Origin of the sequence: Vibrio sp. B7, assembly GCF_963888765.1 — a bacterium.
Lineage (GTDB): Bacteria > Pseudomonadota > Gammaproteobacteria > Enterobacterales > Vibrionaceae > Vibrio > Vibrio anguillarum.
This window is the reverse complement of sequence record NZ_CAWPKR010000011.1, coordinates 465,344-490,758: the sequence shown is the minus strand read 5'-3', so window position 1 is coordinate 490,758 and position 25,415 is coordinate 465,344. Positions and strand designations below refer to the sequence as shown.

19 protein-coding genes and 1 tRNA gene are annotated in these 25,415 nt (G+C 41.4%); 16 read left to right on the top strand and 4 right to left on the bottom strand.

All coding sequences use genetic code 11. The features are described 5' to 3' along the window. Nucleotides 1–159: 159 nt before the first annotated feature. Nucleotides 160–244 (bottom strand) — tRNA-Tyr (locus AACV32_RS07190). Between the two features lie 483 nt (nt 245–727). Here AACV32_RS07190 and AACV32_RS07185 point away from each other — a divergent pair. From AACV32_RS07185 to AACV32_RS07115, 15 genes are all read left to right on the top strand, one after another. Further along, a complete protein-coding gene (locus tag AACV32_RS07185; protein ID WP_094127336.1) occupies nt 728–1,780 on the top strand; it encodes an efflux RND transporter periplasmic adaptor subunit in 1,053 nt (350 codons plus the stop codon). Then, on the top strand, nt 1,780–4,890 hold the full coding sequence (gene vexH, locus AACV32_RS07180) for a vibriobactin export RND transporter permease subunit VexH (protein WP_170894833.1): 3,111 nt from the start codon (nt 1,780–1,782) through the stop codon (nt 4,888–4,890). Before AACV32_RS07185 ends, vexH begins: the two co-directional genes overlap by 1 nt. Before the next feature lie 326 nt (nt 4,891–5,216). Next, a complete protein-coding gene (locus tag AACV32_RS07175) occupies nt 5,217–5,729 on the top strand; it encodes a low molecular weight protein-tyrosine-phosphatase (RefSeq protein WP_373568402.1) in 513 nt (170 codons plus the stop codon). Nucleotides 5,730–6,011: 282 nt separating this feature from the next. After that, a complete protein-coding gene (gene wecB, locus AACV32_RS07170) occupies nt 6,012–7,130 on the top strand; it encodes a non-hydrolyzing UDP-N-acetylglucosamine 2-epimerase (protein WP_080996335.1) in 1,119 nt (372 codons plus the stop codon). Between the two features lie 17 nt (nt 7,131–7,147). Further along, nucleotides 7,148–8,389 carry a UDP-N-acetyl-D-mannosamine dehydrogenase VpsB gene (gene vpsB, locus AACV32_RS07165; protein WP_170894831.1) on the top strand — a complete coding sequence of 414 codons (1,242 nt, stop codon included), beginning with the start codon at nt 7,148–7,150 and terminating at the stop codon, nt 8,387–8,389. Beyond that, nucleotides 8,386–8,937, top strand: coding sequence for an exopolysaccharide biosynthesis acetyltransferase VpsC (vpsC, locus tag AACV32_RS07160; RefSeq protein WP_170894830.1), 552 nt, complete (start codon nt 8,386–8,388; stop codon nt 8,935–8,937). Before vpsB ends, vpsC begins: the two co-directional genes overlap by 4 nt. Continuing rightward, the gene (locus AACV32_RS07155) at nt 8,895–10,079 is read left to right on the top strand and encodes a VpsD family glycosyltransferase (protein WP_249339475.1); all 1,185 of its coding nucleotides are present in this window, start codon (nt 8,895–8,897) and stop codon (nt 10,077–10,079) included. Before vpsC ends, AACV32_RS07155 begins: the two co-directional genes overlap by 43 nt. After that, the gene (locus AACV32_RS07150) at nt 10,076–11,500 is read left to right on the top strand and encodes a lipopolysaccharide biosynthesis protein (protein WP_170894829.1); all 1,425 of its coding nucleotides are present in this window, start codon (nt 10,076–10,078) and stop codon (nt 11,498–11,500) included. The genes AACV32_RS07155 and AACV32_RS07150 overlap by 4 nt, the downstream gene beginning before the upstream one ends. After that, nucleotides 11,469–12,698: a VpsF family polysaccharide biosynthesis protein gene (locus tag AACV32_RS07145; RefSeq protein ID WP_212752671.1), complete on the top strand. Its 1,230-nt coding sequence runs from the start codon at nt 11,469–11,471 to the stop codon at nt 12,696–12,698. The genes AACV32_RS07150 and AACV32_RS07145 overlap by 32 nt, the downstream gene beginning before the upstream one ends. 29 nt (nt 12,699–12,727) lie before the next feature. Further along, nucleotides 12,728–13,216 (top strand): serine O-acetyltransferase, encoded by a 489-nt coding sequence (locus AACV32_RS07140; protein ID WP_053310299.1) that lies wholly within the window; start codon nt 12,728–12,730, stop codon nt 13,214–13,216. A gap of 17 nt (nt 13,217–13,233) precedes the next feature. Continuing rightward, on the top strand, nt 13,234–14,580 hold the full coding sequence (locus AACV32_RS07135; RefSeq protein WP_170894828.1) for a phenylacetate--CoA ligase family protein: 1,347 nt from the start codon (nt 13,234–13,236) through the stop codon (nt 14,578–14,580). After that, nucleotides 14,577–15,653 carry an exopolysaccharide biosynthesis glycosyltransferase VpsI gene (gene vpsI, locus AACV32_RS07130; protein ID WP_306690442.1) on the top strand — a complete coding sequence of 359 codons (1,077 nt, stop codon included), beginning with the start codon at nt 14,577–14,579 and terminating at the stop codon, nt 15,651–15,653. The genes AACV32_RS07135 and vpsI overlap by 4 nt, the downstream gene beginning before the upstream one ends. After that, a complete protein-coding gene (gene vpsj, locus AACV32_RS07125) occupies nt 15,650–16,822 on the top strand; it encodes an exopolysaccharide biosynthesis protein VpsJ (protein ID WP_017045446.1) in 1,173 nt (390 codons plus the stop codon). The genes vpsI and vpsj overlap by 4 nt, the downstream gene beginning before the upstream one ends. Continuing rightward, nucleotides 16,812–17,564 (top strand): exopolysaccharide biosynthesis glycosyltransferase VpsK, encoded by a 753-nt coding sequence (gene vpsK / locus AACV32_RS07120; RefSeq protein ID WP_017045445.1) that lies wholly within the window; start codon nt 16,812–16,814, stop codon nt 17,562–17,564. The genes vpsj and vpsK overlap by 11 nt, the downstream gene beginning before the upstream one ends. Before the next feature lie 214 nt (nt 17,565–17,778). Further along, nucleotides 17,779–18,570, top strand: a complete 792-nt coding sequence (locus tag AACV32_RS07115; protein WP_017049474.1) for an RbmA family biofilm matrix protein — start codon at nt 17,779–17,781, stop codon at nt 18,568–18,570. Between the two features lie 163 nt (nt 18,571–18,733). On the opposite strand, the gene AACV32_RS07110 is transcribed toward AACV32_RS07115, so the two are convergent. Then, nucleotides 18,734–19,966, bottom strand: coding sequence for a glycosyl hydrolase family 28-related protein (locus AACV32_RS07110; protein WP_017045837.1), 1,233 nt, complete (start codon nt 19,964–19,966; stop codon nt 18,734–18,736). Between the two features lie 274 nt (nt 19,967–20,240). On the opposite strand from AACV32_RS07110, the gene AACV32_RS07105 reads away from it, so the two are divergent. Further along, nucleotides 20,241–23,117, top strand: a complete 2,877-nt coding sequence (locus AACV32_RS07105) for a beta-prism lectin domain-containing protein (protein ID WP_170894827.1) — start codon at nt 20,241–20,243, stop codon at nt 23,115–23,117. Between the two features lie 154 nt (nt 23,118–23,271). Here AACV32_RS07105 and AACV32_RS07100 read toward each other — a convergent pair whose 3' ends face one another. Further along, nucleotides 23,272–24,588, bottom strand: coding sequence for an O-antigen ligase family protein (locus AACV32_RS07100; RefSeq protein WP_017048002.1), 1,317 nt, complete (start codon nt 24,586–24,588; stop codon nt 23,272–23,274). 71 nt (nt 24,589–24,659) lie between these two features. After that, on the bottom strand, nt 24,660–25,274 hold the full coding sequence (locus AACV32_RS07095; RefSeq protein WP_017048003.1) for a hypothetical protein: 615 nt from the start codon (nt 25,272–25,274) through the stop codon (nt 24,660–24,662). Nucleotides 25,275–25,415: the final 141 nt, after the last annotated feature.

Here is a 25,415-nt window from a genome sequence, read left to right as displayed (position 1 = left end):
GAGGGGGACGGATTCGAACCATCGAAGGCGGAGCCGGCAGATTTACAGTCTGCTCCCTTTGGCCACTCGGGAACCCCTCCGGGTGTTTTCCTATTCTAAAAATAGGCTTGAATGATGTTTTCCCAACGTATCAATCAAGGTTTCTCTTGCGAGAGAATATGGTGGAGGGGGACGGATTCGAACCATCGAAGGCGGAGCCGGCAGATTTACAGTCTGCTCCCTTTGGCCACTCGGGAACCCCTCCAGAGGGTTTTCATACAATGTGATTTATAGTGCTTATAAGGACACTATTGGCTCACAGTATGCTTAAACAACGTTTTCCCAACGCATTGCTCAAGTGCGGAGCGCATGATAGCAAACTCGCTCTCTCTGTAAAGCCTTTTTCTTATGATTTTGAATTGAATGCTGCCTTTTTGGGCAAAGGGGGGCGGAATGGATAGTTTTGCTCTATTTATACCCTTCCCAGTTGAAGCTGCAGCGGTGTTGGCTACGTTCGCTCACCCCAATCACATAGTTTATCTATGCTCATGGGGATGAACTTACTTGCCGCCTACCTGCAACTTCAAGTTGTTTGGGTATAGCCTGTGTGTGACGCCTAAAAAACAGCTGGAGGAGGCTAAGTTATGACGCACGTTACAGATATTTAATAAGATTTACACTCCTTGACGTTCGAGCGTCGTATAAGCAGTTACAATTCAATCAGTCTATTTATTGTTGAATAAAAACTATGAAAAACACGTCTATTCTTTCGTTAATGATGGTTACCTTGCTTACCACACCTTTAAGTGCGTTCGCTGCGCAAGCACCACAAGCCGTTGCGGTGGTCGCAGAGCGTGTGGCAACTCATCAAGTGTCTCAGTCTCTTTCACTGATTGGTAAATTAGAAGCTGAACGAGCAGTGGAGATCTCATCTGAAGTTTCGGGAAAGGTCAGCCATATTGCGATTAAAGCCAATCAAGAGGTCAAGAAAGGTCAGCTCTTAATTCAGCTTAATGATGATAAAGCCAAAGCCGCACTTTCAGAGGCTCAAGCCTATTTGAACGATGAACAGCGTAAGTTGAAAGAGTTTGAACGTTTGGTCAAACGGAACGCCATTACCCAAACGGAAATCGATGCGCAAAAAGCGAGTGTTGATATTGCTCAAGCACGTTTAGATGCAGCAAACGCAAATTTAAACGATCTGCGCATTAGCGCGCCATTTAATGGCACCGTTGGGTTTATTGATTTTAGTTTGGGCAAAATGGTCAGTGCAGGGACGGAATTGCTGACTTTAGATGACCTATCGGTGATGCAACTCGATATCCAAGTGCCAGAGCGTTACCTTTCGTTAATCAGTAAAGGTATGACGGTGACGGCGAAGAGTAATGCTTGGGCAAAAAACGAGTTTACCGGCAAAGTTGTGGGTATTGATTCACGCATTAACCGTGAAACCTTGAATTTGCGTGTCCGTATCCATTTCGATAACCAAGATGGCAAGCTAAAACCCGGAATGTTGCTTTCTACTAAGTTGAATTTCCCAGCGATTGAAGCGCCCATTATTCCCGTTCAAGCACTCGAATATTCAGGCACTAAACGCTATGTCTATGTGATTGATAGCAATAATAAAGTAATACGCACGGAAGTTTGGCTTGGCGCTCGGATCGACAATCAAGTGGTGATTGATAAAGGTTTAGCCATTGGCGATAAGATTGTGGTGCAAGGTATCGTGAATATGAGAAACGGCATTGTCGTTACTGAAGTCAATGTGGATGGCTCACCGATACAAAAGGATGACAAATAATGTGGTTATCCGATGTTTCAGTGAAGCGCCCTGTGGCGGCGGTGGTATTAAGCTTACTGTTGTGCGTTTTTGGTCTAGTGTCATTTTCTAAGCTTTCGGTCCGGGAAATGCCCGATATTGAAAGCCCGGTGGTTTCAATCAGTACTCGCTATGCAGGGGCTTCAGCTACCATCATTGAAAGCCAAATCACTTCTGTATTGGAAGATCAACTGGCAGGCATTAGCGGGATTGATGAAATTGAATCCACCACGCGTAATGGCATGTCACGGATTACCGTTACATTTGAACTGGGTTACGATCTCAATACTGGTGTGAGCGATATCCGCGACGCCGTTGCGAGAGCACAGCGCTCATTACCCGATGAAGCAGATGATCCAACCGTATTCAAAAATAATGGCTCTGGTGAAGCTTCTTTGTACATTAATCTCAGTTCTTCAGAGATGGATCGAACCCAACTGACCGATTATATCGAACGAGCTTTGATTGACCGTTTTAGTTTAATCTCTGGCGTCAGTTCTGTGGATGTGTCTGGTGGTCTTTATAAGGTGATGTATGTCAAGCTCAAGCCGAATCTGATGGCTGGGCGTGGTGTCACGACTTCTGATATATCAAGTGCATTGCGCAGTGAAAATATTGAAAGCCCGGGCGGGGAAGTGCGTAACGATTCGACAGTAATGTCGGTGCGTACCGACCGAGCGTACAAAACGGCTCAAGATTTTGACTATCTGGTGGTTAAGCGCGCAAGTGACAATTCGCCGATTTACTTAAAAGATGTCGCGGATGTCTTCATCGGCGCTGAGAACGAAAACTCAACCTTCAAAAGCGACGGTGTGGTTAATGTGAGCATGGGCATTGTACCACAGTCAGATGCTAACCCCTTGGATGTGGCGCAGCGTGTCCATCAAGAAGTCGATAATATTCAGCAGTTTCTACCCAAAGGAACGCGCTTGGCCATTGACTACGACTCGACCGTCTTTATTGATCGCTCAATTTCGGAAGTGTATAGCACACTGTTTATCACGGGTGGTTTAGTGATTTTGGTACTGTACATTTTTATCGGCCAAGTTCGGGCAACGCTAATCCCAGCCGTTACTGTGCCAGTATCATTGATCTCTTCTTTTATTGCCGCTTACTATTTCGGATTCTCTATTAACCTTATCACCTTGATGGCGCTGATTCTTTCCATCGGTTTGGTTGTTGATGATGCGATTGTGGTGGTGGAAAATATATTTCATCACATAGAACAGGGAGAGAAGCCACTGCTGGCGGCTTATAAAGGGACGCGCGAAGTCGGCTTTGCCGTGATTGCCACCACATTGGTATTAGTGATGGTCTTTTTACCGATCTCTTTTATGGACGGTATGGTCGGCCTGTTGTTCACCGAGTTCTCTGTACTTTTGGCCATGTCGGTTCTCTTTTCATCGCTAATAGCGTTAACTTTAACGCCCGTTCTCGGTAGTAAGATTTTAAAGGTCAATGTCAAACCAAACCGTTTTAATCGCTTTGTTGATCGTGTTTTTGGCCGTTTAGAAGCGAGTTACAAATCCTCTTTACGTTTTGCTATCAGTTGGAAATGGGCTGCACCGCTCGTCATCCTTACATGCGTTGGTGGCAGTTATTTTCTGATGCAGAAAGTGCCTTCTCAGCTCACGCCTTCAGAAGATCGCGGCGTTATTTTTGCCTTTGTGCGCGGAGCGGATGCGACCAGTTATAACCGGATGTCGGCCAATATGGATCTTGTTGAGCAGCGGTTAATGCCCTTGGTTGGCAAAGGTTTTCTCAAGTCGTTTAGTATTCAATCGCCCGCGTTCGGTGGGCAAGCGGGTGATCAGACGGGTTTTGTTATCATGATTTTGGATGACTGGAACGAACGAAGCATCACCGCTCAACAAGCATTAGGGCAGGTAAAAAAAGCGCTAACGGGAATTCCCGATGTACGAGTTATGCCCTTTATGCCCGGCTTTCGTGGTGGCTCTAACGAGCCTGTTCAGTTTGTGTTGGGTGGGTCAGACTATCCTGAACTCAAAAAATGGGCTGAATTGCTAAAAACGGAAGCTGAAAATTCCCCCTTTATGGAAGGTGCTGACACCAATTATTCCGAAAAGACACCTGAACTGGTGGTGACGATTGATAGGCAGCGTGCCGCGGAATTGGGGATCAGTGTCGCGGATATTTCAGATACGTTAGAAGTGATGCTCGGCGGGAAGAGTGAAACCAGCTTTGTTGAGCGTGGCGAAGAGTATGATGTTTATCTCCGTGGGGACGAAAATAGCTTCAATAACGCCTCCGATTTAAGCCAGATCTACATGAGAACCGCATCCGGTGAGCTTGTTACACTGGATGCACTTGCGAAAGTGGAAGAAGTGGCATCATCAATCCGCTTGTCTCATTACAATAAGCAAAAGGCGATCACGGTTACTGCAAATTTATCAGCTGGTTACACGTTGGGCGAAGCGCTTGATTTTCTGGATCAGAAAGCCATTGAAACGCTACCTAGTGATATTTCCATTAGTTACTCAGGTGAGTCAAAAGATTTTAAAGAAAACCAATCGAGTGTAGCCATTGTATTTGCGTTAGCGCTGCTTGTCGCTTATTTGGTACTAGCCGCCCAATTTGAAAGTTTTATCAACCCGTTAGTGGTGATGTTGACGGTGCCGATGGGTGTGTTTGGCGGCTTTCTTGGTCTATCAATTATGGGACAAGGTATCAACATCTATAGCCAAATTGGGATGATTATGCTGATCGGTATGGTGACCAAAAATGGCATTTTGATCGTTGAATTTGCCAACCAGCTGCGTGACCGAGGGGTTGAGTTTGAAAAAGCAATTATTGATGCTTCAGCGAGGCGCTTACGGCCAATCATGATGACCGCATTTACTACTTTAGCAGGTTCAATCCCATTAATTATCTCGACAGGAGCAGGCTATGAAAGCCGAGTTGCGGTGGGTACGGTGATTTTCTTCGGTATGGGTTTTGCCACTTTAGTCACTCTGTTTGTTATCCCTGCTATGTATCGTTTGGTCTCGGCATCAACACGCTCTCCAGGTCATGTTGAAGCTGAACTTAATCAAGAACTGCTGCATGATGTTAAAACCAGAAGTGTTCACTGATTAACGTATCAAGAGCCTGCGCCCTGCAGGCTCTTCTTTGTTCACCGTTCACACCTATTCCATTCACCGTTATCTATGCCCATTAGATGAACTCACATGCGGCCGGCTTATCACATCAAGTTATTTGAATATACAAGCGAGATATCAAATGGTTAATGCCATTTTCGATAATCCATCAAAATAGCCAGTTCATTTTTCCTATTTAAATCTTAGGTATTAATTATAGATAGACTCAATTTTGAGACACCCATTGCAATGCGCCTTGCGATACTCTATCCACCTCTTTAATACAGAGACAAAATGAAGTGAATGCATCAGTAATGGCCATGGAAAATAAAAAACTCTCTATCCTCATCGTATGCATGGGAAATATATGCCGTTCTCCCCTTGCTGAAGCTGTTTTACGCCAAAAAGCGCAACAATGCGGAATCGATTTAACCGTAGAGAGTGCCGGTACTGTTAACTTTCAAGTTGGCAAAGCGCCTGATCCTAAAGCTGTTTTCGTCGCAAATCAGCGAGGCTTGGTTATGTCTGGCATGCGAGCTCGACAAGTCTGCGTCGAGGATTTTGAGAAATTTGATTTCATCTTTGCCAGTGATAAAGCAAACCTAGCGGATCTTGTTGATATTTGCCCGGCAGAATATCGATACAAACTTTCCCTCTTTTTAGCGCATAGTCATATTGGTGTCACCGAAATTCCAGATCCTTATCAAGGAAATGTTCGTAAGTTTGAGCAAGTTCTTGAACTTATAGATAGCGGGGCTCAAGACATCATTGAGTATATTTCCAAGTACGACCAATTCAAGGAAAGTGAGATGCGGCTTTGTGTAACAACATAGCGGATTTTATATTTCAGATAATATTTTTACTCCCCAACATATAAAGCGGTAGCGGCTTTACAAAATGAATTACTTTCCATGCAGAGCGTATGGGAATAGGTTTTTTGCGCCTTATATAAGGCCAGTTTATTAAAAATAATGGGTTTAAAGACGCAGTCTAGAGGCGACATCTAGTGGCGGTAGCGTACTTAAAATCACCATCAATCAGTTGGGTTTACAAAGAAGTGACATTGACCCTGGTTCTAAAATGTCTCTTGGCTTTAATTATAGGAAATAGAGAAAGTGAAAAAAATTCTAATTGCGTTTGGTACAAGACCTGAAGCGATCAAAATGGCGCCATTGGTCCATCAGTTAAAGCAAGATGAGCGTTTTGAAACAAAAGTTTGTGTCACGGGGCAGCACAGAGAAATGCTTGATCAGGTGCTCGATTTATTTGAAGTCACGCCAGATTTTGACCTCAATATTATGGAACCAGGTCAGACGCTAACCACAGTTACCACCAAAATTTTAGTCGGTATGGAAGGTGTGCTAAAAGAGTTTCAACCGGATGTAGTGTTGGTTCACGGTGATACAGCGACAACTTTTGCTACATCACTAGCCAGCTATTATCAACAAATTGCGGTTGGGCATGTTGAAGCGGGTTTGCGTACCGGAAATATTTATTCTCCTTGGCCAGAAGAAGCAAATCGAAAATTAACAGGCTCGTTAACTCAATATCACTTTGCACCGACAGAAACGTCAAAACAAAACCTATTAGATGAAAATTACGCTGACGAGAATATCTATATCACAGGTAATACCGTCATCGATGCACTGTTTATGATTAGAAATAAAATTCACAGTGAAGCCGATCTCAAAGCAACTTTGGAACACCATTTTCCAATGCTGGATAAAGAGAAAAAATTGATCCTCGTGACAGGCCACCGTCGTGAAAGTTTTGGTGATGGTTTTGAACGTATTTGTGAAGCATTGCTTACAACTGCGAAGAAGCATCCAGATAGCCAAATTCTCTATCCTGTACATCTTAACCCTAATGTTCAAGAACCAGTGAATCGTCTATTACGTGGTGTCGACAATATATTCTTAATCGAACCGCAACAGTATCTACCATTTGTTTACTTGATGGACCGAGCTCACATCATCCTAACCGACTCCGGCGGCATTCAAGAAGAAGCACCATCACTAGGTAAACCGGTACTTGTGATGCGAGATACTACCGAAAGACCAGAAGCAGTGAGCGCAGGTACAGTGAAATTGGTGGGAACCAATACTCAGCTGATTTGCGATGAATTGAGTAAGTTGCTCTCAGATCAAGATGCTTACCAATTGATGAGTCAAGCACATAATCCATACGGTGATGGCCAAGCCTGTCAGCGTATTGCAGACGTTTTAGCACTATAAAGATTTAAGGAAATAAGATGTTTAATAAAGTATCAGTAATTGGTCTAGGTTATATCGGTTTACCAACGGCTGCCGTCATTGCTTCTCGTGGTATTGAAGTTATTGGTGTTGACGTTAATCAACATGCGGTTGATACCATCAACAAAGGTGAAATTCACATTGTTGAACCCGATCTAGATATCGTGGTTCGTAGTGCGGTCATGACCGGCAAACTAAAAGCAACCACAACACCAGAGCCAGCCGATGCATTTATGGTGGCGGTTCCAACCCCATTCAAAGGGGATAATCACGAACCTGATCTTAGCTATATTGAAGCCGCAGCAAAAGCGATTGCTCCTGTGATCGAAAAAGGCAACTTAGTGGTACTTGAAAGTACTTCTCCAGTTGGTGCTACGGAAAAACTTTCCGCTTGGTTAGCAGAAGCACGTCCTGATTTAACCTTCCCACAGCATAAAGGCGATGCGGCCGATATCAAAATTGCGCACTGTCCAGAACGTGTGTTGCCAGGTTATGTCTTACAAGAATTAGTGAGTAATGACCGTGTCATTGGTGGGATGAGCAAATCGTGTAGCGAAAAAGCGATGTCACTGTATAAGACGTTCGTCAAAGGCGAGTGTATTGTCACCAATTCACGTACAGCAGAAATGGCTAAGCTAACAGAAAACTCATTCCGCGATGTTAATATTGCCTTTGCTAACGAGCTATCTCTTATTTGTGAGAAATTAAAAATCAATGTGTGGGAATTGATTAAACTGGCTAATCGCCACCCTCGAGTGAACATTTTGAACCCAGGACCGGGTGTTGGCGGGCACTGTATTGCAGTTGACCCTTGGTTTATTGTTAACAGCTGCCCAGAAGAAGCAAAACTGATTGCTGCTGCTCGTCATGTTAATGATGGTAAACCACACTGGGTCGTTGATCAGGTAAAACAAGCCGCAGATCAGTTCAAAAAACCAGTCATTGCCTGCTTAGGTTTGGCCTTTAAAGCCGATATTGATGATTTACGTGAAAGCCCAGCTTTAGACATCACTTTGCATTTAGCACAAGACAATATTGGACAAATTCTAGCGGTAGAGCCAAATATCCACCAATTACCGGGTAAGTTAACAGAACATGATGTTGAACTAGTCTCGCTAGAGCGTGCTTTAGAGTTAGCCAATATCGTTGTGGTGCTGGTTGATCACCGAGATTTTAAAGAAGCAGATAAAACGGCATTTGCTAAGAAAGTCGTGATTGATACTAGAGGTGTGGTTGCTTGAGTTCAGCATTCGATCTAATTAAAGCTGATCTGTATCGTCATACAGGGAAGTTGTCGACGGGGTTACTCATCAAGAATCTGATGTTTAACCCTGGCTTTAAGTATATGTTTTGGTTCCGATTATGCCGAAGTAAGAATCGTCTCTTACGTTCATTTGCTAGGCTAATGCATAAAAATTTATCCATTAGGTACCAAATACAAATACCGAAAGAAACCGATGTTGGCCCTGGGTTATACCTAGGGCATGGTACTGGGATAATTATCAACAGTACCGCGAAGATTGGCGCCAATTGCAATTTGAGTCCTTTTACTGTGGTTGGCTCTAATCACAGTAAAGCGGCAACAATTGGTGATAATGTTTACATAGGCCCTCACGTTACTATCGTTGAATCAGTGCATATTGCCAATGGTGTTGAAATCGGTGCAGGTAGTGTGGTGGTAAAAGATATACCAGAATATGGCGTTGTTGTCGGTAATCCAGGCCGAGTACTCAATCAAGGAAGTGTTTGCCGTTATATACAAAACCCATATCTGAAAAAGGAAGAATGATGAGGAAAATATTGCTTGTAGTTCCTCTCAGTACGGTTAAATGGGGGAATGATAATGCTGGTGGTGTTGATAGTGTTTGCCAGCAAATTATTCGTTTCTTGGCTGAAAATCCCCCAGACGGCTATATTTATGAAATACTTGCCATTAAGGTTGGAGTCTCAGATGTTGAATTTTTTAAAAAACAAGAGTTGCATGAACGCGTTACATTAACGTTTATTCCTAACAAAGGTAAAGTTAACGGGGTTAAGCTTCCTGGATTTCTTTTCCAAAATTATCATTTAAATAAAATCTGCAAGCGATTCAAGCCGGATATCGTCCATAGCCATCTATTGAGTTTACCTCTGTATCTACAAGCGGGAATCAAATCTGTAGTAACACTTCATTCATATGGAAAAATCGCAAGAACTCCAAGAGGGAAAATGAATGATATCTTGTTTGAACATATACTCCCACGTAGAACATTGCATTTAGCTAATAAGATTACATGTGTTGGTGATATTCTTTGCGATGCAATAAGAGAAATATATCCAAATAAAATAATAAAAATCGGTAATCCTATTGATGATGCGTTTTTTAACGGTTGTAATGACAGGGGGGTAAACAATTCAACTCTCCGGTTAGTGACGTGCTCAATTATCACTCCGAGGAAACAAATTGACAAAATGATAGAGCTTATGAGCGAATTATCTAAACATATAGATATAGAGCTTATTGTCATTGGACCCGGTGGAAGTGCATATTTAGCTGAATTAAAGCGTAAAGCATCCGATTTGATGATTGATAATAAAATTCATTGGTTAGGTTCTATGTCACAACCTGAAATTTTTGAACAGTATAAAAAGTCTGATGCTGCCATTTTTTTATCTAAAGAAGAAACTTTTGGATTAGCACCGTTAGAAATGTTAGCTACAGGTCTCCCCCTCATTTCTACCAGAGTCGGTATTTTAGATGAACAATATGCATTTTTTAAAGAAAGCGGTGTATTGTTTGTAGATCTAGAAAATGTCACTAATTCTGTAAAGGACTGCTTGGGTTTTTTAAATAAACCACATGAAATTGACCGAGAATTATTGGCTAATCGATTTTCTGCAAATAGTATTGTTCAGCAGTATCAGAGTGTGTATCGGGAGTTAGAAAGGTGATCAATAAACTTTTCAAATACGCACCTGTACAACTATTCTCAGCACTAAGTCTATTTGTCCTGATTTCAATTCAAACTCGTTTTTTAACCCCTAAAGAGTATGGCTTATTAGCCATTCTGCTTGTTTTCTCCGAAGGTGCTAGATCCGTACTAATACAGTGGGTAAATAGTTGCCTAATCAGATTTTATTCAACTTCTGATGCGGATGTTAAGCCCAGCTTTCAATCTCAAACCACCCGGTGGCTAATTTATAATTTACTAATATCTAGTGTCGTTATCGCTGGTTGTATGCAGGTGTTTTCTAATTTTTCTTGGGTCAATTTCTCTGCAATTTATGCATTACTTATCAGTAAAAGTATTTATATGTACCTAATCGAGTGTGCCAGAGTTGAAGAGCGAGTGTCGCTATACCGTCGCACAGTATTCTTGCAGGCAATGCTGGTTATGATCACTAGTTTTGTTATTCTAAATTGGCATGCACACATTTTGTCTGCAATTTTCGCATTAGTGTTGAGTTATTTTATCTCAATTATTATCGCTGGTTATAGTGGAAAAATTACTCTTAAATTAGATAAACCGATGCGTAAGGAAGTGCTTAATTATGGTATTCCTTTCATGGTCTCAGGTCTACTCGGCATTTTAGCGTCTCGAAGTGATAGAGTATTGGTAGCCACTCTTGCCAATTTAGAGCAAGCCGGCCTATATGCCGCCATTGCAAATTTACTGCTAGGTATCATGGCGCTTGTTTTTATGATTGTTGCACTACCATTATTTCCAGAGTTAACTAAAGTTGTTGATGATAAAGAGAAGCTCTATCAACAGCATCGCTATTATGGTGGTGTGTTATGCGCCTTAAGTCTACCTGCAACCATTGGAATTTGCTTACTTGCTTCTTCATTTGTGGAAGTGTTTTTGGGTAAATCCTATCATGTAATGGATTTGAAAATATTCTACCTTTTAGCGTTTTCAGCTTGGTTTTTAAATATTAGAGGTCATTTTTTAGATCATGGTTTTCAATTTATATTGAAAACAAAATGGATGCCACTTTTGACATTCTGTACTTTGGTCACTCAAATGGTGCTCTCGTTCATCCTGATTCCCCAATATGGTGCCTTAGGTGCGGCAGGGAGTTTAGCTATAGCATTTTTTATCGGTGCAATATGCAGTCTTTGTATGGGAACATTCTTAGGCTACCGTTATCCATTACCTCAATGTTTACTCCAAACAGTCATTGCATCTAGTATTATGTCATTAAGTATTTTTTGTGCTAAGTACTATGTGGCTGAATTTATTCCAGTAGTTAAATTGTTATTACTCGTTGCTGTTGGTTGTTTATCATATACTGGTGCTCATATCGTACTGAATAGCTTTTCTGTTCGAGGTCATTTCAATGATTGGAGAAGAAAACGTGCGAAGTGTTAATACCTATGTGCCTATTTTAATAGCGATCATAGCTTCTGTTTTTTTAGGTAGCTACCTTCTTGAGAACTTAGGAATTAATTATGTTTCGGATGGTGGTTCTGCGCTACTTAAAATACATTTGTATACATATATTATTTTCGGTATGTTTACTGTTTTAGCAATGAAATTTGGACCAACATGGTTTTGTGAACGACTTGGTTCATTTAATAAAATATGGTGGATTGCTATATTTTCTTTATCATTTGTCATTATATACGGATATTTCAGGCATGGAACGTCTGGAATGGCATACTTGATCAATACATTTCTTGCTCCAATGTTGTTTATTCCTTTGCTTTCTAGCCTAGATGATTTTCAAAAAGATAAAGTTATTAATCTGATTTCATATTTGATATTACTTAACTCAGTGATTGCAATTTTTGAATACTTAACAGGCTCTCGTGTAGTTGATATTGACTTTCAGGCATTTTCATTCTTTCGGTCAAGTGCCCTACTTACTCATCCACTTAACAATGCGCTAATTACGGCTAGCTTAGGGTTATTAATATTTAAACGGACTTTATTGCCTGGTTTTCTTTACATATTGATTACTCTATTAGGTTTATTCGCTTTTGGTGGGAGAGCAGCGTTAGTTATATTCTCATGTATGTTTATTTTGTATTGCATTCCAAGTGGTTGGAAGTTTATAACGACAGGGGTTAGAGGTGATAAAAGAAAGATAGCGTTATTTATGTTTTTAGGATATTTCGCTTTTATGTTCTTTGTCTTTATCATCGTTGGTTCTGGCATTACTGAAAGAATTATGTCTAAACTTTATATTGATGGAAGCGCATCAGCGCGTATCGATGTATTTTTCCTTTTTGATCAATTGACAGTGTCGGAATGGATTTTTGGTGCTAGTCACCGATTACTAGAGTCCATAGAGTTATATATAGGCATAAATGTTATTGAAAATTACTTTATAGGTTGGATTTTTACATTTGGTCTAATGGGGACGATTCCTTTATCAATATGTGTCTTTTTAACACTATATTATTTTGCTAAAAATGGAGATGTAGCATCTAGACTTGTTGTTGTTACATTTATGATTGTCGGTCTTACAAATAATTCATTAACAACGAAGACTCCAGTTCTACTCTTACTTTTTAGTGTGTTGTATTTGAACTCTGTTAGAAAAACACAGGTTAATACTTATTAATAATCAAAATATCAGGAGCTAGACTTTTAATGCCTAATGCTATCTTTTTCTATCGAATTTCTAGGTGGCTCTATCTTAAGAAAGTTCCATTTTTACCAAAGCTACTTCAGCTCGTTATATTCATATTATACAACTCGAAAGTTCCACCAGATGCAGATATTGGTAAAGGATCGTTTCTAGTCGTAAAAGGTGTTGCTGTTGTTATTATTAATGGCGCAAAAATCGGCAAGCGCTGTCGGATAGGTATTGGCTGTAGAGTCGTTGGAAAAGGTCCATATAAAAAGGTTCCAGTTATCGGAAATGATGTTTTCTTAGGTCCAGGTTGTGTAATTGTTGGGCCCGTGATTATTGAAGATAATGTGGTCGTTGCGCCTAACTCTGTTGTCACAAAAAGTGTACCGAAGGGTTCTATTGTTGCTGGTGTTCCAGCCAAAATCATTGGCAATGTGTCTAATTTAGATTATGACATTTTGAAGAATGAGAGCTATTTAGATGACAATGCACCTTTTATGAACTAATTTGAGGTTGTGAGATTATGTTTTTAAGTAAAATATATAGAAATTCCCCTTTATTAATTCAGAACCTTCTTCTTAGTTGCCGGGCTATTATTAGGAAGTTTATTAGAGAAAATGGACATCAACAGTCATTAACTCGAGAATTATTACAGCATGATTATAATAATGATCTTTTGAAACGATATAGCGAACTTCAATTGGAATTAGCGTTAAAAAATGCATTGAAAGCTAAGTTTTATAAAGATCGTGTAAAAACCATTTCAGAAAGTGAAGGGTTAGCACATTTTCCAATGATTAATAAAAATGAAGTTAGAAATTGTGCTGAAGATTTTATTAATTCCACAGAAAAAACGACACCGATTAAAGGTGCAACCAGTGGGACGACTGGTACACCTTTGTCAATTAGTCAAAATATGGAATCCGTGATTCGTGAGCAAGCTTTTGTTGCAAGGCATCTTCAGTGGGCCGGATATAAAAAAGGTGACAAACGTGCTTGGATCCGTGGTGATATGATCGTGCCAATGGAGCAAAAAGGAGCCCCTTTCTGGCGTTATTCATGGTTTGAAAATATGATCATGTTATCTTCATTTCATATGACTCAACAAGCTTTACCGCTATACATCAAGGCAATGGTTGATTTTGGAGTAGACATAATTCAAGCCTATCCATCGTCGATTGTTGCTTTGGCTAAATATTTAGAGTCTAAGAATGAATATTATCCTTCCAATATTAAATCAGTGATTACATCGTCAGAATCTTTGTCTGATGATGACCGTAAAGTCATTGAGGAACGATTTAAATGCAAAGTGTTCGATTGGTATGGACTTTTTGAAAGGGTTGCTGCAATTGCTAATTGTGAGCATGGTCGTTACCACGTTCTCACCGATTACTCGCAGGTTGAATTTTTAGATGCAGGAAATGGTACTCATGAAATTGTTGGCACTAATTTCAATAATAGCTACTTTCCTCTAGTTAGATACAAAACTGGTGACCATGTCGTACTGTCTGACGAGAAGCTGTGTCCATGTGGGAGATTCTACCCAATAATTGAACATATTAAGGGACGGGTTGGTGATTATCTCGTCGGCGAAGATGGTCAAAAAGTGCATATCCTGAACCATATACCTAAAGGTGTCGCTGGGATTATAGCATGCCAATTTGTTCAGAGTGAACATGAGCAGATTGTAGTGAAAGTGGTGGCGGATGCTGAGCAATTTAATGAAGAGCAGCAACAAAAGTTAATCAGTAATACTCAAGCTCGCTTAGGAAGCTCGTTCAATGTCACGATAGACATAGTGTCAGCACTTAAGCGCACGGCAAACGGTAAGATTCGCCAAGCGATTTGTACTATCAAGGATGTATTGTGAGAAAAGCGATTAATCTAATGGTTGCCACCGATCGCAAAGGTCAAGGTGGTGTGGCAACAGTGGTCTCAACCTACGCGGATTGTGGTTTTCTAGAAGAAAACCACATTAAGTTGATTGCCTCACACTCAAGTTTGGACCACGGGCAGAAATGGCGAATGACATTGCGTTTTATGCTGGCACTCTGCGAATTGTTGTACTGCTTTATGCGTTACCGAGTCGGCATAGTGCATATTCACATGTCATCAAGGGGAAGCTATCGACGTAAGTCTGTGATTGTGCGTCTGGTTAATATTTTGAAAGGTAAGGTTATTTTGCATTTGCATGGTGCTGAGTTTCGTGATTTCTATCGAGATGAGTGCAATGTGGATCAGCAAACTCACATTCGACGTACTTTTGCTCTAGCTGATCATGTACTGGTACTATCCACTCAATGGCTGACATGGCTACAAGAGGTGATAGGACGAACACAAGGTGTTTCTGTGCTGTATAACGCTGTACCCAGTTTGGCTTTAGATCGCCATCTTGCTCAACCAGGTCGTATTGCCTTCCTTGGTCGTTTAGGCACGCGCAAAGGTGTGGGTGACCTGATTCAAGCTTTTGCGTTAGTCAAACAGCGTTGTCCTGAGGCGCAGCTTTATCTCGCTGGCGATGGCGATATTGAAATTTATCAAGCTATGGCTAATAAAATGGGGCTCGCTGACTCTGTGTACTGTTTAGGCTGGATTGCTGGTGAGGCGAAGACCAACTTATTGACTCAAACGGATATTTATTGCTTACCCAGCTATAACGAAGGCTTTCCAATGGGAGTGATAGAAGCCATGTCGGCAGGCATTCCTGTGGTAGCAAGCCGAGCGGGCGGGATTCCTGATGCAATTAGTAATGGTGAAGAAGGGCGTTTAATTGAGGCTGGCGATGTGGTTGCTTTAGCGCAAGCACTAGGAGATTTGATTGAGCAACGTGCGGAAAATCGACGTATTGCTACGGCCGCTAAACAAAAGTTTGCCGAAAACTTCTCTTTGCAGGCGGTGATCCCGCGTCTACAAACACTCTACGATGAGCTATTAAAATCATGAAATCGACGACTGTAGCTGACATTAGCCAATGTTTATTGAATAAAGCTCGTACAGAACAATTCGCTGGATATGACCCTTTTGATGGACTCAATTCAAGCTGGTTCAAGCGCTTGCCGATAAGCAAAGACTCGACTTTCGGCTTAGCATGGATCCAGTTGTTCAAACGCTCTCCCCTTAATCTTCGGCCATGGCTAGGTGTGCCCAAAGCGCGAAACCCTAAAGGCGTGGCTCTGTTTATTCTCGGATTAATCGAAGAGTATCAAGTGACAAAAGATCCCGCTTTGCTCACAGAAGCGGAGCAACTTGCGCTGTGGCTAGTGGCTCAGCGTTGTGATGAGCAAATCTGGCATGGTGCCTGTTGGGGGTATCATTTTGATTGGAAAGCGCGTGCATTCTTTGTTCCTAAGGGGAAGCCAAATGTGATCACGACAGTCTATGTCAGCCGTGCCTTACACCAATTGGGGCAACTGACGGGGCGAGCTGACTGGGTCGAGTTGGCGCTGCGCAGTGGTGATTTTATTGCTGGCCATTTATTGACTCAAAATGAGAGCGGGGAGTTTTTTGCGTATATCCCCGGGGAAACGGCGTTTGTGCACAACGCCAGTTTGTGGGCGGCAGCTTGGCTGGCCGTGGTCGGTCGAGAAACGTCTCGCCCAGACTACACTGAGTTGGCATTACGCATTGCGCGTAACAGTGCTCAGGCTCAGGCAGACGATGGCAGTTGGGCTTATGGTACTCGTCATCACCACGGATTTATTGACGGATTTCATACGGGCTACAACTTAGAAGCGCTACATCTCATACGAACTACTTTAGCGACAAAGGAATTTGATGAGGTGATTGCACGCGGTTTTTATTTTTACAAGCAGCATCTATTTGAAGCCGATGGAACAGCGAAATATTACCACAACAATCCTTATCCACTGGATCCGCACTCAGTATCACAGGCAATTATTACCTTACTCAGTGTTGGAGGTGAGGAGAGTGATGTTGTTTTGGTTAAACGCGTCATTCAGCGTGCTATTCAAACGCTGTACATGCCCGAGCGGGATCAGTTTGTTTATCAACGTAACAAACGTTTGGTTAATCGAATTCACTACGCGCGCTGGACACAGGCGTGGATGTACTTTTCATTCCGTTTTTATTTAAGAATTACCAATGAGGAATAACCGATTGAAACGCATTAATTTTCTTGGTAGCCCAATGGATGTGGCTTCGATGAGTGAAACTGTTGCTCTGATCCGCGATCGCATTTTGCGACAAGAGTTTACCCAGCATGTGGTCGTCAATGTTGCTAAGTTAGTCAATATGCGTAAGGATTCTGAATTGGCTCAGTCCGTGACCGAGTGTGACATTATCAATATCGATGGTATGGGTGTGGTTTGGGGCGCGCGCTTTTTAGGTCACCAAGTTCCCGAACGAGTGGCGGGTGTTGACTTGTTTCTAGAGCTCAATGCGATGGCTGCACAAGAACAAATGCCAGTGTTCTACCTAGGCGCAAAGTCGGAGATTGTTGAAAAAACGGCTGCGGCCATGCAGGCAAAGCATCCACAATTAGTGATTGCGGGTTATCACCATGGCTATTTTTGGGATGATGAGCACGCGATAGTTGAAAAGATCCGTCAATCAGGGGCGAAACTACTGTTTGTGGCGATCACGTCGCCGAAAAAGGAAAATTTTATCAACCGCTGGCAAGAGCAGTTGGGCGTGTTATTTGTGATGGGGGTAGGGGGAACATTTGATGTTGTCGCAGGTCATGTTTCTCGTGCACCCTTATGGATGCAAAAGTCTGGCTTGGAATGGTTATATCGTGTATTACAAGAACCTGGAAGAATGTGGAAGCGTTATTTAGTGACTAATAGTCGTTATGCTTGGCTACTACTTAATGAAAAAATAAAACGAAAGAATTAAATTGACTGTATTAAAGTAAACCTTAGTTTATTTTTAGGGAGCTTATTAGTTGAATAAATTTTGTTTATTATTATTAATACTTAGTCAATGTAATTGTCTTAGATTTGATAAAATCTGATCCTTTAATAAAAAGCGGATGTATTTTCTATAGTTATCAATTAGCCTTAGCGCCAGTTGTAAAAACAAATGGTTGTCTAACTTTAAAGGATCTATCATGAACAAACGTCATTATTATCTGGCCTCATGCTTGGCATTGTTATTTTCAACTGCTTCTTATGCGGAAGTGGATTGTGAGTTACAGCCAGTGATTGAAGCAAACCTTTCATTAAATCAAAACCAGTTGGCAAGTAGCGGTGGATACATTTCTAGCCAGCTAGGGATTCATAATGAAAGCTGTGAAACAGTGAAGTTCAATTACTGGCTATCTATTAAAGGTCCAGAAGGTATCTACTTCCCAGCCAAAGCGGTAGTTGGAGTTGATACAGCGCAGCAAGAGTCTGATGCTCTTACTGATGGTCGCATGTTGAATGTTACACGTGGTTTCTGGGTTCCAGAGTATATGGCTGATGGTAAATATACTGTTTCTCTTCAAGTCGTTGCAGAAAATGGAGAAGTATTTAAAGCTAACCAAGAATTTGTGAAAGGGGTCGATTTAAATAGCCTACCTGAACTCAATGGTTTGACTATTGATATCAAAAATCAATTTGGTATTAATAGTGTGGAAAGTACCGGCGGTTTTGTTCCATTCACCATTGATTTAAATAATGGCCGTGAGGGAGAAGCTAACGTCGAGTTCTGGATGACAGCGGTAGGTCCTGATGGTTTGATTATTCCTGTCAACGCGAGAGAGAAATGGGTTATTGCTTCAGGTGATACTTATTCAAAAGTGCGTGGAATTAATTTCGATAAAAGCTATCCCGAAGGTGAATATACCATTAATGCTCAGGTTGTAGATACTGTCTCTGGTGAGCGAGTTGAGCAGTCAATGGTAGTGGTAAAAAAATAGTTTTATCTAGTGACCTAACCTTATGTGTATAAAAACCGCCTTTGGCGGTTTTTATTGTATTATTTGAATGGTATAAGCAATATATTCTTAACGTTGAATTGCATAGTGGTCGCTTACTCTTGAACTCGATTAAATAGTTGCATCTTGCTGGTGGTGTCACTTATCAATCTTTAATAACATCCTGTATATGACAATTTCCATTATAAAGTTGTTCATTGTTTTTAATGTTAATAAGCTTGCTTTTATCGTCAATTGAGATGAATTTACTATATGGTGTTAATTGATACTGATTTCCAGTAATGTTGACATTTTCAAATGAAACCAAATCATCTTGGCTGTTAGTTCGGATAATCGATTTATATTTTTTTTCTATTTCAGAACCAAAGTAAATCCTTTCAAATGTATTATTGCTAATTTGAATGTTTTTAATGGATTGATTGGTCGGGTTATTTTTACTAAAGCTTTGTAAGCGTATTCCTTGTTGAGCAGTATCAAAAAAATTGCCAATAATTGAAATATTACCCCATTGAATGTTTTGCTCTGTTCTAGAGTTAGGGTAAATATTTATGGCAAATCCATTTATGTTATGAAAAGTGTTTCCTGAATAATAAACATCAGAATAATAACTGACTTCATTTGAAGTACCATTAATATTTTCAAATTGGTTATTAATGACTTTGGCGCTTTTGGTATCGGCCCGTGCTGATAATTTTAATTTACACGCATTAAATTGATTATTGTCAATAATAATATCTTGCGTGCCTGGCCTTTCTGTTCCCACAGCCGCTTGCGTTGTGGTTACTTGAGCACAATGTTCAAAGCGATTGTGGCTAACTCTGATTGACATCGACCCGGGTGGTATAGAGTAGTCCTGGCTTGCTGTGGTCATACGCAATGCTGCGTCACCAAAGTTGATAAACTGATTTTGAACCACTAAAGATCCTTTGGTGCTACCAAGGTAAACCCCCTGTTCTCCCCACATAGGTTTTAGATCGCCATTATAAAGTCCCTCAAAACTAAGACCTTGTAGCTTGAAGTTTTGTGTATATGTTATATGGAGTAAATATTCACCATTAAATGGACTACATTTCTTTAATTTACTGTGTATGGAGCCAATAATTTCAATGTTATTCTTTTCCTTTAAATAAAGGGTTTTACAAATCTGATATTCGCCAGAGGGAATAATCAGTACATTATTATCATTTAATTGATTCAGTGCATTTTGAAATGCGGATGAATCATCCTCTCCATCATTTGCGATGGCACCATATTCTATTACATTATGAGAAACGACTTCAGCGATAATAGCTGGGCTTAGGCTGAGTAAGATAAGTGAAATAAATATGTAACGCAAGATGCCACCCTCTTTATCTAATTGCTTTAAGTATAACAGCACCTATAAAACGCTTCTTGAAAAAACAGAGAGATATTCACTGTAGTCGGTTCGTTTCTCAATTTTGAGATGTCTCATTAGTGAGGCGTAAAAATAGGCGTGTTGTGTTGAAATATCCCTTCCATTTACTGATAATTCCGTCGGATTTTTATTGGCAATTCACGATACCAGTTCACCAGTTCCTAGGTTTGAAAAATAATAATTACAAAAAAATCAACCAGATGCATATCGTTTCTGGCTTTGAAAAAATTAACCCCAAGTAAAGGGAGTCTTACAGATGACGTCTCAATATATTGCACTTGCTGTCAGTCTTTTGTCGCTAAGTAGCACCGTGGCTCAAGCCACAACGAATGAAGCCGAAGGGTGTATTATCAGCCGCCTGAATGGCGAAAAATATTGTTTGAATGTAGGAGAGCGCTCGGGATACTCCCTACCTAGCTGGATTTATGCTCATCCAGTCGATGTACAGGCTCCGAGTGGTGTCTCTGTCATGCTGAGTGATTGGGACAACCTGTCTTATAACCGTTTGGCTGTGTTCAATCGTTATACTGGCAACGAAGATCTTAAGAATGTTAAGGCCTACAACGGCGCTTATTTAGATTTTTCTAAACCACGCTCAATGCGAGTGCTGGCTTCTGAAACTTATCCTGAGGCTTGTATCGTTAGCCGCCAAACGGGTGAGCGTTTCTGTTTGAAAGAGGGTGAGCGCTCAGGCTACTCATTGCCTGCTTATATCTATGCTCATGAAGTGGATGTGGAAGCGCCACAAGGTTTAGGTGTCATGCTGAGTGATTGGGATAACCTCTCTTATAACCGTTTAGCGGTATTTGGTGGTCATACTCAAAATGAGCAGATGCGAGCAGTCACAGCCTACAATGGCGAAACTCTTGATTTCTCAAAGCCTCGTTCAATGCGTGTTGTTCCTTATGAAGGTGACAGCTCTGCACTCAATATGAAGCTTAAGTGGTCTTGGCAAGGCAGTGCTTTCCAACCTAATTCTAACCAAGTGATGGTTACGCCGGTTGCCGCGCAACTGAATGATGACAATGGCGATGGCAAGATTGATGAAAAAGATGTCGCAGATTTGATCGTAGTGACATTTGAAGGAAACAAATATGCCAATGGCGGTTTAGTGCGTGCTTTAAGTGGTGTGGATGGTTCTGAGTTGTGGAGTTATGCGAATGGTGGTGTGATCGCGGATGCGCGTTATTCTCCTGCCGTAGGCGATCTGGATGGTGACGGAATCGTTGAAATTGTTACAACCAACAATCGCGATCAATTCATCACGATTTTGGATAACCAAGGCAACATCAAAAAACAGATCCCAACCACAGAAAGTGGCTGGCGTATTGTTGGTGATATCACGTTGGCTGATTTAGACCATGATGGCAGCGTCGAAATTCTGGCTGCAGATGGTGTGTATAACTACCACACAGGGCTGATTTTTAACCACCCTTGGGCACCGTCATCGATCAACGTTGATGTCGATGGCGATCAGCAACAAGAAGTCTTTTCAGGTGGTACTCTATTTCAAAATAACGGCGCGATCAATTGGCAATATCATGCCAATGATGCAGTTTGGTTCTCTTCGCTGGTTAACCTAGATAATGATGCTGAGCCAGAGATTATCGCTTCAGTTCCTGCTTCTGCATCAACTGGGCATAACGCACGTTTTGCTGTGCTAGAACACGATGGCACCATTAAGTGGGAAATCAACAATACTGCCAATCCAGGCGGTGGCGTGCAGGCGGTATCTAACTTTTTAGGCAAAGCTCAAGCAGTTGAAACGACTGAGTTCTCAAAAATCTACGGTTATCAACCTAATAGCAATCCTGCTTCTATTGTTTTGGCGGTCGATGGTAAAATCTCTGTTCGTTCAGGATTCGCGATTGATGCGATTGGTGCCTCTGCTTCGACTTTAGTCGGTGGTACGGGAGGCAATCTTAATGCCGCAGTTAACGTCAAAGATATTAAAGCGATTGATCTGACTTGGGGTAAATACTATTGGGGTGGTTATCATTTATTGGCGCTCGATTTTAGAATGAGCAACGGTAGCGTGATTTCTATGGGCTCTAAAAACCATGCTTATTCCAAGCAGACCGAGCGCTTTACTGTACCAGCAGGTAGTCGTATTAAAGGCATTAAAGCTTGGAGCGCTGGTTGGCTGTTGGACGGTGTTCAGTTTGAGTTAGCTACGCTAAATGGTACCAATGATCTGGATGTAAAAGGGATTGTTTACGCGGGTTATGCCGCTGTCGATATGTATAACAGCAAAGGTGAGCGCGTTTGGTCTGTTGCGAACGATGATACTGGCAGCGGCAAAATTGGTGTGTCTGCCTATGACTTTGATAATGATGGTATCGATGAAGTACTCGTGCAAGACCATGCTCGTGTACGTGTGTTAGATGGCAAAACGGGTAAAGAACGTGCTTCGTTAGCGCACTCAACGGCGACACTTTGGGAATATCCTATCGTGGTCGATCTGGAAGGTGACAATAATGCAGAGCTGATTGTTGTTGCTAATGATTTTGATAAAAACTATGTCGTTAACCATGGTGTGTTTGTTTATGAATCGGCGGACAGTGCAAAACCTTGGAAGAATGCGACTCGTATTTGGAACCAGCACGCTTTCCACCTGACCAACATCAATCAAGATGGCACTTTACCTACTTTTGTTGAGCCAAGTTGGTTGAGCCATAATACATACCGTTCGAGTACATTACGTGCAATGGTGGGTGGTGAGTCTCCAATTTTTGGTTACTCAAATACTCAGCAATCGCAACGTGTCGTGACGGCGGATAACCAGATGTATCTGCGTTCTGGTTTTGCGATCGATGCGATCGGCACGACGGCCAGCAACTTGGTGGGCGGCCCGGTACAAGGTACTAACGGTGGTGCGTTAAGAGCACCGATTGCTCTTGAGCAATTGCAATCCGTGGAAGTTACCTCTGGTCTTTATAACTGGGGTGGTTACCACATAGTGGCGATTAAGTTCACGATGAAGGATGGCTCTAGCGTGTTATTGGGTTCAACCCACTATGCGAGCAACAAAAAAGTTGAAACGTACACTGTGCCGCAAGGTAAACGCATCAAGCAGATTAATGTTTGGACTGGTGGTTGGTTAGTGGAAGGCTTACAGTTTGTATTCGATTAATTGATATCGTTTTAATTTAATAATTGAAAATCCCTCGAGATAATCGAGGGATTTTTTTATTAATAAGAATGGAGTGGGAATTGTTCTGGACGTATAGCATTCCTACTTGAAGCTGCGCGGTCTTGGATACATTCGTTTACCTGCAACTTATATATCAGGAATATTTTGAACGAGTGACTAGACTCGGCATTGAATTTGACCAGTGTCCCATCAATAAACACAGCAAGAAATAAAGTGTTGTTGCGGGAGCTTGAAGTGGGAAATCAACACTCATGTGTATCAACATACCAATAATAGCCATCATGGATGATAATCCGATTCCTTTCATCAATCTATTTCTGCGGTTTTTAAACGCATAAAATGCGCGTTGGGCGGCGACTAAGATCATTACACCTAATATCGAAACCATGACAAGGCCTGATTCTAATGTGAATTGGATGTAGTCATTATGAGCATGATCGTAAAACAGTTTTACTTTTCCTTGATTGTAGGAAGGAAAAGTGGAGTAGAAAGTACCAGCCCCAAAGCCAGTCAGAGGCCTTTCTTGTATTGCAACTAGGGAATATCTGACAACATCATCTCTTGATTCACTTTCCAAGCTAGTTTCAATAAGACGTTGTTTGACTTTCTCCAATCCAAACCATTGGCTCACGATGAACGTATCAATGATGAATAAACTGATTATGAGCACATAAACACTTTTGGGTTTCGGTTTGTAAAACAATAGTAACAGCACACAACCTACGGTTAGGGCGATAAAGAAAGCCATATTTCCCATTCTTGAGCGTGTTAAGACTAATGCAATCACCATGATCACGAGCCCTAAACGTACAAAGGCTTTATCAGACAGCAACACGGCTAAAAACTGTTTAGTGATATTTCTAAATCCGGTTTTGTGTGAGCTATCGAGTTTTGCAATTAATAAGCCAAATCCAATGCAGAGATTCAGCATCAAGAAGTTTGCCAGATGATTATGATAGACAAAGCTTCCGGAGGCTCTATTTCCTAGTGGCAGCTTGAAAATTATCGAATGATCTAGGTTGAGTAGCAAAATCACGCCAGCGTAAAAGCCTTGGCAAATTCCACTGCTAACCATGACTACTGCGAGAAGTTTTAATTTTTTAGGTGTATCGATGAGGACAAGAGCAATAAGACAAAACTGGAAATAGTGGAGCGATTTGATTGCAGAGACAAAGACTAAACTAGGATCCTGAGTTATACCAAGTTGTGGAATACTTTGGATGAATGACCAGCAAGTGATAAGTGCGATGGGAATGATGACTAATTTTCCCCTTATCAGACAGTTTTTCCAATGCTCAAAAGAGTAGTTGAATAAACAGGCAATAAGCAGCAATGCAATCCAGATTTCATTGAATGACCATGCTAATGGGCGATTACTACCTAAAGGTATGGGCAGCCAAAATACAAAAATGAGAAATATTGGGAAAATGGATTTTTCTATTAGACGCATACTATTAATATCAATTAAGAAGGGCAGGAATATACCTGCCCTAAACTGGATGAAAGTATCGAATTAAACGATCAGTTTGGTGAAGCGGTACCACCACCACTGCCATTGCCGGTTCCAAGTGTGGTGGTGTTACCTGGCACCGTTGCGACTGGAGGTAAGCCACCAGGTAAAGCCGATGGAGTACCTGCCGCTGTCGGTTCAGTAATGGTCGCTGGGTCAGCGCCACCGGAGATTGCAGCAACAATCACATCGGTTGAGTCCATTAAATCCATTGCAACAACAGCATCAACGATAGCTTGAGCTGACTCTGGTGATTTAGTGACAGCAAGCTGAATGACTTCAGAACGCATCTCTTGAGGTGCATTTTTAACGAGTATTGCAGTCAAAGCTGCGACTTGGTCACTCGATATATGGTCAAATACTGTATTGAAGATATCGAGTGCTAGTTGTGGGTGTAGAGTAGACGCTAGGTCCGCCATTTCTAGTGCCATGCTTGGGCATAGTTTCATTAAAGCTTGCAGAGAAATAATGGCGTCGTCTGCTTGTTCTAGGCTGGCTCTTATTGTGTCTGTGGCCACTTTATGGTTTTTATAAAGTGAACAAGTAATTTCTGTTTCGGCATATAACCTTGAACTAGCCAGCAAAGCTGAAATAGCAATCCAAAATATCCATAGTGATTTTTTCATTGGTAAGTCCTAAAAGCCTACGATTTACTGTTGCGATGATTATAAGTGAAGTAGTACATCCAGTGATATCGTACTTCTGTTAATAAGGGTTCGATTCTCATTCTTAAGGCGTTTTTATGCGCGAGGTTGTCTTAGTTTGGA

Coding starts and splice junctions, on each gene's coding strand:
- AACV32_RS07185 (WP_094127336.1), top strand. CDS start 728: ATGAAAAACACGTCTATTCTTTCGTTAATGATGGTTACCTTGCTTACC.
- vexH (WP_170894833.1), top strand. CDS start 1,780: ATGTGGTTATCCGATGTTTCAGTGAAGCGCCCTGTGGCGGCGGTGGTA.
- AACV32_RS07175 (WP_373568402.1), top strand. CDS start 5,217: ATGGAAAATAAAAAACTCTCTATCCTCATCGTATGCATGGGAAATATA.
- vpsB (WP_170894831.1), top strand. CDS start 7,148: ATGTTTAATAAAGTATCAGTAATTGGTCTAGGTTATATCGGTTTACCA.
- AACV32_RS07145 (WP_212752671.1), top strand. CDS start 11,469: ATGATTGGAGAAGAAAACGTGCGAAGTGTTAATACCTATGTGCCTATT.
- AACV32_RS07140 (WP_053310299.1), top strand. CDS start 12,728: ATGCCTAATGCTATCTTTTTCTATCGAATTTCTAGGTGGCTCTATCTT.
- AACV32_RS07135 (WP_170894828.1), top strand. CDS start 13,234: ATGTTTTTAAGTAAAATATATAGAAATTCCCCTTTATTAATTCAGAAC.
- vpsj (WP_017045446.1), top strand. CDS start 15,650: ATGAAATCGACGACTGTAGCTGACATTAGCCAATGTTTATTGAATAAA.
- vpsK (WP_017045445.1), top strand. CDS start 16,812: ATGAGGAATAACCGATTGAAACGCATTAATTTTCTTGGTAGCCCAATG.
- AACV32_RS07115 (WP_017049474.1), top strand. CDS start 17,779: ATGAACAAACGTCATTATTATCTGGCCTCATGCTTGGCATTGTTATTT.
- AACV32_RS07105 (WP_170894827.1), top strand. CDS start 20,241: ATGACGTCTCAATATATTGCACTTGCTGTCAGTCTTTTGTCGCTAAGT.
- AACV32_RS07100 (WP_017048002.1), bottom strand. CDS start 24,588: ATGCGTCTAATAGAAAAATCCATTTTCCCAATATTTCTCATTTTTGTA.
- AACV32_RS07095 (WP_017048003.1), bottom strand. CDS start 25,274: ATGAAAAAATCACTATGGATATTTTGGATTGCTATTTCAGCTTTGCTG.